The following is a 14022-nucleotide window of genomic DNA, read 5'->3' on the forward strand; positions in this document are numbered from 1 at the left end:
GTCTCACAGACCGAGCACCGCCTCCATCACCGCCTTCGCGATCGGTGCCGCGTCCCCGCCCCCGCTGATGTCGGAGCGGTCCGCCGACGCGTCCTCGACCACCACCGCGACCGCCACCTTCGGCTCCATGTCCCGTTCGCCCTGCGCCCAGGACACGAACCAGGCATACGGCGTACCGGAGTTGCCGATGCCGTGCTGCGCGGTGCCGGTCTTGCCGCCGACGGTCGCGCCGGGGATCGCCGCGTTCGTGCCGGTGCCCTCCGTCACCACGTCCTCCATGAGTTCCCTCATCTGCACGGCGGTCGCGGGGTGCATGGCCTGACGGACCGGGCGGGACGATCCGCCCGTCGACACCGTCTCGCCGCCCCGCCTCGTCGTGCGCTCCACCAGGTACGGCTGTCGCAGCTGCCCGCCGTTCGCGACCGCCGCCGCGACCATCGCCATCTGCAAGGGCGTGGCCCGCGTGTTGTACTGGCCGATCGACGACAGCGCCAACTGGGCCTTGTCCACCGAGGTGTCGAAGGTGCTGGGGGAGACCGCGAACGGGATCCGCACACCGGTGTCGTTGAAGCCGAACGCCTCCGCCGTGCCGCTCATGTTCCGCACGCCGACATCCACGCCCAGCTTCGCGAACACCGTGTTGCACGACCATTCGAAGGCCGAACGCAGCGGCGCGTCCGCGCAGCCGTCGCCCTCGTTCGTGAGCGTCGTCGAGGTACCGGGGAGCGTGAACGGGTCGGGGGACCTCGTCGCCGCGTCCAGGTCCGTCACCACCCCCGCGTCCAGTGCCGCCGCCGCGGTGACCACCTTGAACGTCGAACCCGGCGGATAGGTCTGCCGTACCGCCCGGTTGAGCATCGGCCTGTCCGGGTCGGCGTTCAGGCGGGCCCAACTGCGGTTCGCGGTGCGGCCGTTGCCCGAGAGCGTGCCCGGGTCGTAGGACGGGGTCGAGACCAGGGCGAGGACGCGGCCCGTCGACGGTTCGATCGCGGCCACCGCGCCCGTGCGCGTGCCGAGTCCGTCGTAGGCGGCCTTCTGCGCGGCCGGGTTGAGGGTGGTGACGACATTGCCGCCGGGGTTCTGCGCGCGGGTCAGGTCGTTCCACAGGGGGAACGGGGAGAGCATCTCGTCGGTGCCGGAGAGGATGCCGTCCTCGGAGTGCTCCAGGAACGTCGTGCCGTACTCCTGCGAGGCGAAGCCGGTCACCGGCGCGTACAACGGGCCGTTCCGGTACGTCCGTTCGTAGCGGAGCTGCTCGCCGGAGTCCCGGGAGCCGGTGACCGGCCTGCCGCCGACGAGGATGGCGCCGCGCGGCTGGTCGTAACGGGCGATGGTCTGGCGGCGGTTGGCGGGATTGTCGTCGTAGGGCCGGGACTGGAAGACCTGGATGCGGGTGGCGTTCACCAGCAGGGCGAGCAGGAGCAGGGTGCAGAAGGCCGCCGCGAGGCGGATGTGCCGGGTCATCGCGTCGGTCACGCTGCCACCTCGATGTCGTAGTCGGACTGGCGGCGGGCCGAGTCGCTGACCCGGATCAGCAGGGCCACGATCGCCCAGTTGGTGACGACCGAGGAGCCGCCCTGGGCGAGGAAGGGCATCGCCATGCCGGTCAGCGGGATCAGGCCGGTCACCCCGCCCGCGATCACGAACACCTGGAGCGCGACGATCGAGGCGAGGCCGACCGCGAGCAGCCGGCCGAAGGGGTCGCGCAGCGCGAGGCCCGCCCGGTAGCCGCGCTCCACCAGCAGGCCGTAGAGGATGAAGATCGCGGAGAGGCCGGACAGGCCCAGTTCCTCGCCCGCCGTGGCCAGGATGAAGTCCGACTTCGCGGCGAAGCCGATCAGGATCGAGTGGCCGAGGCCCAGGCCCGTGCCGAGGATTCCGCCGGCCGCGAACGCGAAGAGGGACTGGGCGAGTTGGTTCGGGCCCTGGCCCGCGTCGATCGACGCGAAAGGGTGCAGCCAGTCGAGGACGCGGCTGTGGACATGCGGTTCGAGGCGGCCGACCGCGACCGCGCCGAGGGCCGCGAGCAGCAGGCCGACCGCGATCCAGCCGGTGCGGCCGGTGGCGACGTAGAGGAGGGTCACGAACAGGCCGAAGAAGAGGAGCGAGGTGCCCAGATCGCGTTCCAGGACCAGCACCCCCACGCTCAGCAGCCAGATCGCGACGATCGGGCCGAGGACCCGGCCGGTGGGGAGCTGGAGTCGCCACACCCGGCGGCCGGCGTAGGCGAGCGCGTTGCGGTTGGCCGCCAGGTACGCGGCGAAGAAGATCGCCAGCAGCACCTTCGCGAACTCGCCCGGCTGGATGGAGAATCCGGCGATCCTGATCCAGATACGGGCCCCGTTCACGGCCGGGAAGAAGACCGGGAGGGTGAGCAGCGCGAGTGCGGCCGCCACGCACACATACGCGTAGCGCTGGAGCACGCGGTGGTCCCGGAGGGCGACGACGACGACGATGAAGAGCGTCACGCCCAGGGTGGACCACACGAGTTGGGTGGGCGCCGCCCGGTCGCCCGGGGTCTCCAGGTCGAGCCGGTAGATCAGGACCAGGCCGAGGCCGTTGAGGAGCACCCCGATCGGGAGCAGGAGCGGGTCGGCGTACGGAGCCCGCAGGCGTACCGCCACATGCGCCAGCAGGGCGAGCACGCCGAGCCCGGCGCCGTAGCCGGCGGCGCCGGGCGGGACCGTGCCGTTCCGGGCCAGACCGACAGCGCAGTAGCCGTACACCGAGAGGAGTACGGCTACGACGATGAGGGTGAGTTCGATGCCACGGCGCCGGGGGAGGCGTACAGCGGGTGTGGGAAGGTCCGCTGTGACGGTGGTTCCGGCGTTGGTCATGTCCGGAACTTACCCAAATGGGGCGGGTTGTGTGCCTTGGGTGGCGAGTGTGTCTCGCCCGTCAGCACCAGCGGGGGGCCGGGCCGATGTTGTCGATGTAGCGCGCCGAACCCCAGGCCCAGGTGCCGTCCGTGAGCAGGTACCAGAGGTGGTTGCCGTCGACGTTGGAGCCCCTCGTCTTGCAGAAGATCGAGACGTGCTCGCCGCGGTGCGCGTACCGGATGATCCTGCTGCCGCGGTCCGGCCGGGAGCGCAGGGCCAGTTCGCGCGCCGTCACGACGCCCCGGTACAGGCGCGGGTTGTTGTGGTGCTCGCCGCCCTGGTTGTAGTCGCCACGACCGTCGTCGTCACCGCGGCCGTTGTCGTCGCCCTGCTGGTAGTCGCCGCGGCCGTCGGAGTCCTCGTCGCCGCGCTGGTTCCAGCCGTCGTCGTCCTGGGAGCTGCTGACGCTCTGGTCCTGGTCGCCCCATTCGTCGTCGGCCACGGCCGGCGTGACGGCGGCCGCGGTGACGAGCGCACCGGCGGCGACCGCTATGCCGATACGACGGAGAGAGAGGCTGAGGGGCATGGGGGTACCTCCAGAAATGGGGCGAACCTGACTAATCGCCACACTAGGAGGGGTTCAGAGAGGTCGCTTCTCATGCTGCGCCATCAGGGCTGCGGGCAGCTCACTGAGGCAGTGTCAGGGTGGCCAGCGCCCCGCCGTCCCCCACATTCGCGAACACCAACCGCGCCCCCAACACCTCCGCCTGCCCCAGCGCGATGGTCAACCCCAGCCCGTGCCCCGTAGCTCCCCCCTCGGTCCGGAACCGCTGCGGCCCGTGCTCCAGGAGATAGCCCGGGTACCCGTCCCCGTGATCCCGCACGGTCACCACCGCCCCGTCCACGGTCACCACCACCGGCCCCCGGCCGTGCCGGTGCGCGTTGGCGACCAGATTCCCGAGCACCCGCTCCAGCCGCCGCCGGTCCGTCTCCACCCACTCGTCCCGTACGACGACGACCTCCGTGTCCGTCCCCGACGCCTGGACCACCCGCGTGGCCACCGCCCCCAACTGCTCGGTGCCCAGCTCCAGTTTCTCGCGCCGGGTGTCGAGCCGGGAGATCTCCAGCAGGTCCTCGGTGAGGGTGCGCAACGCGGCCACCCGGTCCCGCACCAGTTCGGTCGGCCGCCCCGGCGGCAACAGCTCGGCCGCCGCGTGCAGCCCGGTCAGCGGGGTGCGCAGCTCGTGCGCCACGTCCGCCGTGAACCGCTGCTCCGTCAGCAGCTTGCCCTGCAGCGAGGAGGCCATCGTGTCGAGCGCGGCGGCCACCGCGGCCACCTCGTCCTGCGGCCGGGTCGCGTCCTTCGTACGGGGGTCGTCGACCCGCGCGTCCAGGTCGCCGGCGCTGATCCGCCGGGCCACCTGCGCGGTGCCGTGCAGCCGCCGGGTCACCCGGGTCACCGCGAACGCGCCGACCAGCAGGGTCGCCCCGATCGCCAGCGCCGAGGACCACACGATCGCCCGGTCGAGCCCGGCGATGGTGTCGGCGCCCTGCGAGTAGTCGACCGCCACGGCCAGCACCCGCCCGCCGTCGGCCGGTCCCGCCGCCCACATCGTGGGCCTGCCCCGGCGCTTGCCGACCATCGTGCCCCGGTCGCCGTCCGAGGCCAGCCGCCGCAGCGGCACGGGCAGACTCGCGGGGTCGACACCGGCACCGTGCAGCAGCGAGTCCCCGGCCTCGTACTGCGATGTCGCCGTCCGTAGCCGCGACAGCGCCAGCTCGCGGGCCTGGCCCACGGTCCGGTCGGTCACCGACACATGCACGAGTACGCCGAGCAGGGCGGCCAGCGCGCAGCACATCACCGTGATGAACGCGGCGGACTTGAAGGCGAGGGTCCCGGCCCAGCGGGGCAGCGCGAGCCCCGTCACGAGGTCGCCGAGGGTGCGGGCGCGGGTGTCGCGCGGCGGACACCGTGCTTACGGCTGCCCGTGCGCAGGAACTCGTCGTGGGTCAGCAGCATTGCCTTCTGTTCCGAGTCCCAGGTCCACTGCACGCGGTACTCGTACCCCGCCAGCTCCGACGGCGAGCGGATGATCACCGAACGCCCGGCCAGCTCGACCCCGCTCACCGCGTCGTCGTTGGCCATGACCTGCACGAGCCGATGCCGCTCCACGGTGTAGACCCGCACGGCGGTCATCTTCGTGGGCAGCAGCCGGAAGCCGAGCGTCAGGTCGTCGTGTCCGTCGCCGGTGAGGTCGCGGTAGTACGGCTTGAGGACGGGACACAGGCTCCGGTCCCCGTCCTTGGCACAGTCGCCGATCCGCTCGTCGGTTCCCCGGTACGGCGCCCTGGAGCCGACGTAGTCGCTCGGGTTGGCGGCGATCTCGGCTCGTACGACGGCGATCGGGTCCACCTTGCGGATGTCGTCGCCGGGGACGGTGACGCCCTTCACGATCTCGGTGTCGGCCTCGTCGAAGTCGTAGGCGGGGGAGGCGGCGGGCGACAGATTCGGCCAGAGCCTGGCGGGGCTGGTCGCCGTCGGGGTCGCGCCCGCGGCGTGCAGCGCGCCGGTGTCACCGCAGGCCACCGCGGTCGCGAGCAGCAGGGCGACGGCAGCGGTGGGGCGCAGGGGGCGAGGGAACGGCACCCGTACACCCTATTCGTACGGAAGTCCTTTTTGTTCATGCAGGTCAGCGGGTCGGGGAAACGATTACTCGGCCAGCTCCTCCAGCAGCCGGGCCGTGGACAGTCCCGCCCGCAGATACTCCACGAACAGTTCGTTGTGCAGCGCCCACGGGGAGCGGCGGGCGCGGATCAGCCGTATCGCCTCCTCGGTGTCGTACCCGCGCCGGACCAGCGCGTGCGCGACGACCAGGCCCGACCTGTTGTAGCCGTGATAGCAGCGGACGAGGACCTTCCGCCCGTCGTCCAGCGCGTCGCACGCGGCGCGGGCCAGCCGCATCACGCCCGCGAGCTGCGTCCCGTCCAGCGGCCCGTCCGGAATCGGCCACACATGGTGCTCGATGCCGGAGTCGGGCCCGTGTCCCGGCAGCCGCAGCAGTGTCTGCACGAGATCGAACTCGTCCCGCACCACCGCGAACTCCCGTTGCCCCGAGCGCCCCCTGAACTCGTGCCCGCCCATCCACAGACCGGTGACGATCTCGCTCCACGGAGTGTCCGGAGCGGGTACGTCGGGTTGCTTCCTGCGCGTCCGCAACGGCGCCTCCCCAAGCCCCAGCGACTGACCCAAAGGTAACCGGGTTCTTGCCCCTTGAGCACCCCGCCTGTTCCCATGGTCGAGGGGTGATGGCGCATGAGTGGACTACGCGTCGTACCGACCTGGCGCCATGGTCAGGAACGGCTGTACGTCTGTCACACGGACGGAAGGAACGTCGCCTGGTACGACCGGGAGGCGGCCAGGATCAACCTGCTGAGCGAGGACAGCAGAGAGGACGTGCTGCACGCCCTCGGCCCCTTCCTCACCGGCCCGGTCACGATCGGCCCGCCGCCGGTGCCGACGCCCGCGGAACTCGCGCGGCTCTCCCTCCACCCCGACGACGACCTCGCGCCCAACCGCCCCGGCGAGGCGCTCCACCTCGCCCTCGACCGGGACCCCGGCCCGCAGCACCGGCTCCGCCCCGACCAGCGCCGCCGCGCCCTCACCGCCGAACAGACCGTCGGCGAGGCCCTGGACGCACTCGACGGCGCCGGCTGGCACGCCCTCCACTCGATCCCGCTGCCCGGCGGCGACCGCCTCCACCACCTGGTGATCGGCCCCGGCGGCCTCTTCGCCGTACACACCCTGTACGCCCGCAAGCAGCGCGTCCGCATCGCCGACCCCATGGTCACCCTGGGCCGCCGCGACCCCCTCCCCCTCCTCCGCCGAGTCCGCTCCGACGCCGACCGGGCGTCCTACGCCCTCACCGCCGAGGTCCGCCCGATCCTCGCCCTGACCGACCCGTCCGACGTCACCGTGACGGCCCCCCTCCGCGAGGTCCGCGTCCTCCAGGACACGGAACTGCCCGGACTGGCAAGGACGGGCGGGGTGTTGAAGCCGGCGGACGTGGAGGCGCTGCACGCGATGGCCCGGGACCGGCACACGTGGGGGAAGGTGTGACGGCGCACGGCTGACGGGGGTGTCAGTCCCCCAGGGCCCGTTGAGGGCGACGGCCGGAGTGTCGCTGCCGTACCACCACGCGGTCGAGTTCCCTCGCGCGGAGGAACTCGTCCAGGTCTGGAACAGCACCCAGGACGCCATCACCCCCCAAGCCCCCCTCCAACTCGGGAGATACGCCTGGGAGGAGGCCGTCCACACCGACCCGATCGCCATCGCCGCGTACCGCGCCGGAAAGGCGGCGGAAGCGGGCCGATGGCCGGGCCCGGCCTCGCCCGACGTCTCGGACTGGCTCCTGCTGGCCGACTGGCAGGCGGGCATGGACGTGGAGGGCTGGGCGCTGGTTCTTTGAGGCGGGGCCACCATCATCCAGCCCGTCCGGCGTTTGAGGATGAGGCCCCTTCAGGGCCGAAGCGGCGGGCTGGGGGCGCGGCCCCCAGGGACGGGACGGGTAGGGGCGGCGGGGGCGAAAATCACGGCACAGCCCCCACCGGCCCCCCACCGACCAACGGCGCCAGCAAATCCCCGTACTCCCGCAGCCGTACCCCCATGTCCCTTGCGAGAAAGGTGAGTTGGCGCACCGACCGACACGCCTCCACCTCCTCCCACGTCACCGGCGCCGACACACTCGGCTCGGCACGCGCCCGCAACGTGTACGGCGTCGCCGTCGTCTTCCGCGCGGCGTTCTGACTCCAGTCGACGAACACCTTCCCCGGCCGCAGACTCCGCGTCATCCGATGCACGACGAGCCGGGGCATCGCCTTCTCCGCCTCCACGGCCAACGCCTTCGCGTACTCGACGGCCCGCTCCGACGGCACCGGCTCCACTCCCGCCAGCAGATGCAGCCCCTTCGCCCCGGACGTCTTGGCGTACGCCTCGATCCCGTCAGCAGCGAGCCGCTCCCGCAGCCACACCGCGACCTCACAGCACTCCACCACCGTCGCCGGTGCCCCCGGATCGAGGTCGAAGACCAGCCGGTCGGCGGAGCCCGGCGCCCCGATCACCCACTGCGGGGTGTGGAACTCGGTGACGAGGTTCGCCGCCCACATGAGGGACGCCAGGTTCTGCACCAGCACCATCCGGGCCGGCCCCTCCGACCTCGGCACCTCGGCCGTGGTGACCCACTCGGGCGTACCCGGCGGCACGTTCTTGGCGAAGAACACCTGACCGTCCGGCCCGTCCGGGTACCGCAGGAAGGACAGCGGCCGGTCCCGCAGATGCGGCAGCAGGGCCTCGGCGGTGGTGGCGTAGTAGTGCAGGACCTCGCCCTTGGTGAAGCCGTCCGCCGGGTACAGCACCTTCTCCAGGTTGCTGAGCGCGAGCCTTCGCCCCTCCACCTCTGTGATCGGCGTCATACGATGAGAATCCCACGGAAATGTGACGAACCGGACGTGGGCCGGAATCGGAAGGCGGGTGCGGCAGGTGCGATCCATATGGAACGGCGCCATCTCCTTCGGCCTGGTCAGCATCCCGATCAAGCTGGTGAACGCGACCGAGAGCCACTCCGTGTCCTTCCGCCAGATCCACACCGAGGACGGCGGCCGCATCCGCTACCGCAAGGTCTGCGAACTGGAGGACCGCGAGGTCGCCCAGGCCGAGATCGGCAAGGCGTACGAGGACGCGGACGGCACGATGATCCCGATCACGGACGAGGACCTGGCCCAGCTGCCGATCCCCACCGCGAAGACGATCGAGATCGTCGCCTTCGTGCCGGCCGACCGGATCGATCCCCTCCAGATGGACGCGGCCTACTACCTCTCCGCGAACGGCGTCCCCGCGGCCAAGCCGTACACACTGCTCCGCGAGGCGCTCAAGCGCAGCCAGAAAGTGGCCATCGCGAAGTACGCGCTGCGCGGCCGGGAACGCCTCGGCATGCTGCGCGTGGTCGACGACGTGATCGCCATGCACGGGCTGCTCTGGCCGGACGAGATCCGTGCACCCGAGGGCGTCGCCCCCGACACGAGCGTCACGGTCCGGGACAAGGAACTCGACCTCGCCGACGCCCTGATGGACACGCTGGGCGAGGTCGACCTCGCCGACCTCCACGACGACTACCGGGAGGCCGTGGAGGAGATGATCACCGCCAAGGCCTCCGGCGAACAGCCCGCCGACACCCCGGCCCCGGCCCGCAGCGGCAAGGTCCTCGACCTCATGGCGGCCCTGGAGAAGAGCGTCCGCGAGGCGCAGGAGTCGCGCGGCGAGGAGCCGGGAGCCAAGGCCGAGGTCACCTCCATCTCCTCGCGGGCGACCCCGAAGCAGGCCACCGGCAAGAAGTCGACCTCCACGGCGAAGAAGACGGCGGCGAAGAAGACCGCGGCGAAGAAGACGACGACCACGAAGACGACGGCCTCCGGATCCGCGAAGAAATCGACGCAGACGCAGGCGGCGAAGAAGACCGCCGCGAAGAAGACCGCCGCGAAGAAGACCCCGGCGAAGAAGGCGACTCCCCGCAAGCGAACCGCCTGAGCCGCAGCCCGTCGCCGGTCCCCGCGCAGCGTCACCCCACCCGCCGCAACGCCAGCACCGCGTTGTGCCCCCCGAAACCGAACGAGTTGCTCAACGCGAGATCCCCGCTCACCGGCACATCCCGCGGCACCCCCACCACCACGTCCAACCCCAGCGCGTCGTCCGACTCCCCACCCCCCACGGTCGGCGGCACCACCCCGTGATGCAGCGTGAGCACGGTCGCCACGGCCTCGACCCCGCCGGCCGCCCCCTGCAGATGCCCGAGGTGCCCCTTGAGCGCGGTGACGGGGAAGGCCCGCCGCCCGAACACGGCCCGCAGCGCCTCCGCCTCCGCGAGATCACCCTCCACCGTCGCCGTGGCATGGGCGTTCACATGGACGACGTCCACGACATGCCCGCCCGCGTCCCGCACCGCCCGCCGCACTGCGAGGGCGACCCCGGCGCCCGAGGGGTCCGGCGCCGCCATGTGGTGCGCGTCGGCGGACAGCCCCCACCCGGCGGCCTCGCAGTAGATCCGTGCCCCACGCGCGCGGGCGTGCTCCTCCGCCTCCAGGACGAGCACCCCCGCGCCCTCCCCGTTCACGAACCCGTCCCGGTCCTTCCCGAACGGCCGCGACGGCGACGAACCGTCCGCCACCCCCCGCGTCGACAACGCCCGCATCGCGGCGAACGACGCCATGATCGCCGGCGTGACGACCGCCTCGGCCCCGCCCGCGAGGGCGAGGTCGACGCGGCCGTACCGTATGCGGTCGATGGCCGCCCCGATCGCCTCGGTGCCGGAGGCGCACGCGGCGGTGACCGTGCGGGCCTCGCCGGTGATGTGCAGGTCGAGGGAGACCTGGGACGCGGCCTGCGAGGGCACGGTCATGGGGGTGGTGAGCGGGGAGACCGCACGGGGTCCCTTGTCCCGCAGCTTGCGGTCGCCGCCGACGAGCACCGACGCGTCCCCGAGGATCGCCCCGAGGCTGACGCCGACCCGCTCCGGATCGAGCCCGCTCTCCCGGGTGCCCCCGGCCGTGAACCCGGCGTCGTCCCATGCCTCCCGAGCGGCGAGTACGGCGAACTGCGCGGCCCGGTTCATCCGCCGCGCCGCCGCCCGCGGCAGCAGCTCCGCCGGGTCGACGGGCACGGTCCCGGCCACCCGCACGGGCAGTTCCGCGAACTCCTCGCCGTCCAGTTCCCGGATCCCGTGCCGACCGTCGAGCAGCCCCCGCCACAGCTCGCCGACCCCGACCCCGAGCGGCGTGACGGCCCCGAGCCCGGTGACCACCACCCGCCGCGGCCCGTTCACGACCGCCTCCCGCTCGGGCCGCGCGTGATGCCGTACGACGTACTCCGCACCGCCCCAGCCACGGACCTCCGCATCGCTCGCGACCTCTCCCGCCGCCCCGTCGAGATCCCGGTGCCACACACCCCAACGCCGTGCGTACGACGCCTCGTCGGCGCGCGGATCGACGACCCGCAAAGTGGTCACCCGGTCGCCGTCGCGGAACTCGACCGTGCCGAGATCGTCGGAGTCGAGGCGGGGGATCGCCCCGACGTCCATCCGGTGGCAGGCGACGGTGACGCGCAGGTTCCGGCCGAGCACCTCGTCCCGGTCGGCCCCGCCGAGCGGCGGGCGCAGCGCCAGCCGGATCGTCTCCGGGGTCTCGGGCAGCGTGTGCATCACGACGTACCAGCAGTCGCGTTCGGCGTCGTCCGGGGTCAGCGCGATCAGATCGCCCGGGATGACTTCGGCGGCGCTCACCGGGTGAGGGGCGAACCGAATCTCGGGTGAATGGTGCGAATTGGACATACTTCTACACACTCCCTGTGCTCAGAACGGGCTTATGGTGCGCGGCAAACCATCCAGAGTGAACCGGACAAAACAGGGAAACGCCACGGTTGAAGGGTGAACCTATTGTCGTCCGGGGGCTCTCAAGGTCGGGTGAAATGGGGAGAGTTGCCCGATTCGATCACGGGGGTTATGTGTGGAACGTCACTTCCGTGGTCGCCCTCGCCGCCCCCGCCCTCACTTGTTCCCTGGATTTAACGCGGGGCCCTCTGGGCAACTCCCTTTCTACGCGCGTAACTTGAGCCGACTCCCCACAGGCACCGGTATCGGCAGCTACACGAAGCACGAGGAGACCGCCAGCGTGTCCAGACCTGAAGGGCGCAGATCCCGCGCCCGCCGCACCGCCTGCTCGATCGTCTCGGTGGGCGCGGCGGGAGCCTTCGCCTTCACCGCCCTGCCCGCCGCACACGCCGCTCCGTCGGCCTCGGCGGTGATCGCCGAGGTGTACGGCGGCGGAGGCAACTCGGGAGCCACCCTGACCCGGGACTTCGTTGAACTCGGCAACGCCGGCTCCACCGCCTACGACCTGTCGGGCTACAGCGTGCAGTACCTGCCCGGTACGCCTTCCTCCGGCTCCACTTGGCAGGTCACCGCCCTCACCGGCGCGATCGCCCCCGGCGCCCGCTACCTGGTCGGCGAGGGCACCGGCAGCGGCGGCACGACCGCGCTGCCGACCACGGACGCCACCGGCTCGATCGCCATGAGCGCCACCTCCGGCACGATCGCCCTGGTCTCCGGCACCACCGCACTGACCTGCAAGACCGCCGCGGACTGCGCGGCCGACCCGAGCATCGTCGACCTCACGGGCTACGGCACCGCGGTCGTCCGCGAGGGCAGCGGCCCGGCCACCGGCGCCTCCAACACCGCGTCCGTCGCGCGCGCCGCCTCGCTCGCCGACACCGACGACAACGCGGCCGACTTCACCGCGGGCACCCCCTCCCCGGTCAACTCGGCGGGCCAGACGCCCGGTTCGGGCGACGGCGGCGGTGGCGACGGCGGCTCGCCGACCGACCCCGGCACCGTCCGCGTCCACGACATCCAGGGCACGACCCGCCTCTCGCCGTACTCCGGCCAGACGGTCACCAGGGTCCCGGGCATCGTCACCGGGGTCCGCTCCAGCGGCTCCCTCGGCTACTGGATCCAGGACCCGACCCCCGACACCGACCCGCGCACCAGCGAGGCCGTCTTCGTCTACACCGGCTCCACCAAGCCCACCGTCGCGGTCGGCGACTCGGTCCTGGTCACCGGCAAGGTCAGCGAGTACTACCCGAGCAGCACCAGCCAGTCCAACACCGAGATCACCGGCCCGACCACCACGGTCCTCTCCAGCGGCAACGCCCTCCCGGACGCCGTGACCCTCGACGCCACCTCGGTCCCCGACGCCTACATCCCGACCGCGTCCGGCGGCAGCATCGAGTCCCTCCCGCTCCAACCCGCCGTCTACGCCCAGGACTTCTTCGAGTCCCTGGAGGGCATGCGGGTCACCTTCGCCGACGCGCGCGTGGTCGGCGCGAGCGACGCCTACGGCGAGCTGTGGGTCACGGTCAAGCCCGACGAGAACGCCACCGCCCGCGGCGGCACCCTGTACTCCTCCTACGACCAGCCCAACACCGGCCGTATCGAGGTCATGTCGCTCGACACCACCTCAACCTTCCCCGCCGCCAACGTCGGTGACGAACTGTCAGGCACGACCACCGGTCCCCTCGACTACTCCACCTACGGCGGCTACAACGTCCAGGCCACCCAGCTCGGCACCCTCGTCGACAACGGCCTGAAGCAGGAAGTGACGCGCAAGCAGAAGAAGGACGAACTGGCGGTCGCCACGTACAACGTGGAGAACCTGGACGCGCTCGACACCCAGGAGAAGTTCGACCGGCTCGCCGAGGGCGTCGCGGTCAACCTCAACTCCCCCGACATCGTGGCCCTGGAGGAGATCCAGGACGACAACGGCGCGACCAACGACGGCACCGTGACGGCCGAGGCCACCCTCAAGCGCTTCACGGACGCGGTCCGCGCGGCCGGCGGCCCGGTCTACAAGTGGCGCTACATCTCCCCGACCAACGACGCGGACGGCGGCGAGCCCGGCGGCAACATCCGCCAGGTCTTCCTCTTCAACCCCAAGCGGGTCTCCTTCACCGACCACCCGGGCGGCGACGCGACCACGGCCACGAGCGTGGTGAAGACCCGTCACGGCGTCGAACTCACCTACTCCCCGGGCCGGATCGACCCGACCAACGCGGCCTGGGAGGACAGCCGCAAGCCCCTGGTCGGCGAGTTCACCTTCCAGGGCGAGCAGGTCTTCGTGGTCGCCAACCACTTCATCTCCAAGGGCGGCGACCAGCCGATCCACGGCCGCTACCAGCCCCCGGCCCGCAGCTCGGAGACCCAGCGCGCGGCCCAGGCGGCGGAGGTCAACACCTTCGTCAAGTCCCTGCTCGCGGCGGACAAGAACGCCAAGGCGATCGTCCTCGGCGACCTGAACGACTACGAGTTCTCCCAGACGGTGACCACGCTGACGGCCGACAAGGTCCTCACGCCCCTGATCACCACCCTCCCCGCCGCCGAGCGCTACACGTACGTCTACGACGGCAACTCCCAGACCCTGGACCACATCCTGACCAGCCCCGCGGTGACGTCCTTCAACTACGACGTCGTGCACCTCAACGCGGAGTTCGCGGACCAGGCGAGCGACCACGATCCGCAGATCGTGCGGATCGACGTGTCGAAGTGCGGCAGGCACTAGCACGGTTGGCATCCGACGGGGCGGGGCGGCGTATGCCGCCCCGCCC

Annotated in this window: 12 protein-coding genes; 4 read left to right on the forward strand and 8 right to left on the reverse strand. The window is 71.6% G+C overall.

The genetic code is table 11. The features are described 5' to 3' along the window. Positions 1-3 precede the first annotated feature (3 nt). From ACWDEW_RS28085 to ACWDEW_RS28110, 6 genes are all read right to left on the reverse strand, one after another. Positions 4-1464: a penicillin-binding transpeptidase domain-containing protein gene (locus tag ACWDEW_RS28085; RefSeq protein ID WP_450516252.1), complete on the reverse strand. Its 1461-nt coding sequence runs from the start codon at positions 1462-1464 to the stop codon at positions 4-6. 8 nt (positions 1465-1472) lie between these two features. Then, entirely contained in the window at positions 1473-2837 is a 1365-nt protein-coding gene (locus tag ACWDEW_RS28090; protein ID WP_450516090.1) for an FtsW/RodA/SpoVE family cell cycle protein, read from the reverse strand. A gap of 61 nt (positions 2838-2898) precedes the next feature. After that, the gene (locus ACWDEW_RS28095; protein WP_450516092.1) at positions 2899-3405 is read right to left on the reverse strand and encodes an SH3 domain-containing protein; all 507 of its coding nucleotides are present in this window, start codon (positions 3403-3405) and stop codon (positions 2899-2901) included. Between the two features lie 100 nt (positions 3406-3505). Continuing rightward, the gene (locus tag ACWDEW_RS28100) at positions 3506-4747 is read right to left on the reverse strand and encodes an ATP-binding protein (RefSeq protein WP_450516094.1); all 1242 of its coding nucleotides are present in this window, start codon (positions 4745-4747) and stop codon (positions 3506-3508) included. Further along, a complete protein-coding gene (locus ACWDEW_RS28105) occupies positions 4744-5466 on the reverse strand; it encodes a hypothetical protein (RefSeq protein WP_450516096.1) in 723 nt (240 codons plus the stop codon). Before ACWDEW_RS28105 ends, ACWDEW_RS28100 begins: the two co-directional genes overlap by 4 nt. A gap of 63 nt (positions 5467-5529) precedes the next feature. Beyond that, on the reverse strand, positions 5530-6036 hold the full coding sequence (locus tag ACWDEW_RS28110) for a protein-tyrosine phosphatase family protein (protein WP_450516098.1): 507 nt from the start codon (positions 6034-6036) through the stop codon (positions 5530-5532). 96 nt (positions 6037-6132) lie between these two features. Here ACWDEW_RS28110 and ACWDEW_RS28115 point away from each other — a divergent pair, with 96 nt between their 5' ends. Then, positions 6133-6936 carry a nuclease-related domain-containing protein gene (locus tag ACWDEW_RS28115; protein WP_450516100.1) on the forward strand — a complete coding sequence of 268 codons (804 nt, stop codon included), beginning with the start codon at positions 6133-6135 and terminating at the stop codon, positions 6934-6936. A gap of 19 nt (positions 6937-6955) precedes the next feature. Beyond that, complete coding sequence (locus tag ACWDEW_RS28120) at positions 6956-7285, forward strand: hypothetical protein (protein WP_450516101.1); 330 nt, start codon at positions 6956-6958, stop codon at positions 7283-7285. A 121-nt stretch (positions 7286-7406) separates the two neighbouring features. Here ACWDEW_RS28120 and ligD read toward each other — a convergent pair whose 3' ends face one another. Then, positions 7407-8288, reverse strand: a complete 882-nt coding sequence (gene ligD / locus ACWDEW_RS28125; RefSeq protein WP_450516103.1) for a non-homologous end-joining DNA ligase — start codon at positions 8286-8288, stop codon at positions 7407-7409. A gap of 67 nt (positions 8289-8355) precedes the next feature. Here ligD and ku point away from each other — a divergent pair, with 67 nt between their 5' ends. Next, positions 8356-9399 (forward strand): non-homologous end joining protein Ku, encoded by a 1044-nt coding sequence (ku, locus tag ACWDEW_RS28130; RefSeq protein ID WP_450516105.1) that lies wholly within the window; start codon positions 8356-8358, stop codon positions 9397-9399. Positions 9400-9430: 31 nt separating this feature from the next. Here the strand turns inward: ku and ACWDEW_RS28135 are convergent, their stop codons facing one another. Continuing rightward, positions 9431-11194 (reverse strand): beta-ketoacyl-[acyl-carrier-protein] synthase family protein, encoded by a 1764-nt coding sequence (locus tag ACWDEW_RS28135; RefSeq protein WP_450516107.1) that lies wholly within the window; start codon positions 11192-11194, stop codon positions 9431-9433. 400 nt (positions 11195-11594) lie between these two features. Between ACWDEW_RS28135 and ACWDEW_RS28140 the strand changes: the two genes are divergently transcribed. Continuing rightward, complete coding sequence (locus ACWDEW_RS28140) at positions 11595-13976, forward strand: endonuclease/exonuclease/phosphatase family protein (RefSeq protein ID WP_450516254.1); 2382 nt, start codon at positions 11595-11597, stop codon at positions 13974-13976. Positions 13977-14022: the final 46 nt, after the last annotated feature.

The sequence above is a fragment of the Streptomyces sp. NPDC001100 genome (assembly GCF_053598575.1).

Bases quoted from the DNA above. Each gene is read 5' to 3' on its own strand.
- ACWDEW_RS28085 (WP_450516252.1), bottom strand. From the start codon at position 1,464: ATGACCCGGCACATCCGCCTCGCGGCGGCCTTCTGCACCCTGCTCCTG.
- ACWDEW_RS28090 (WP_450516090.1), bottom strand. From the start codon at position 2,837: ATGACCAACGCCGGAACCACCGTCACAGCGGACCTTCCCACACCCGCT.
- ACWDEW_RS28095 (WP_450516092.1), bottom strand. From the start codon at position 3,405: ATGCCCCTCAGCCTCTCTCTCCGTCGTATCGGCATAGCGGTCGCCGCC.
- ACWDEW_RS28115 (WP_450516100.1), top strand. From the start codon at position 6,133: ATGAGTGGACTACGCGTCGTACCGACCTGGCGCCATGGTCAGGAACGG.
- ligD (WP_450516103.1), bottom strand. From the start codon at position 8,288: ATGACGCCGATCACAGAGGTGGAGGGGCGAAGGCTCGCGCTCAGCAAC.
- ACWDEW_RS28135 (WP_450516107.1), bottom strand. From the start codon at position 11,194: ATGTCCAATTCGCACCATTCACCCGAGATTCGGTTCGCCCCTCACCCG.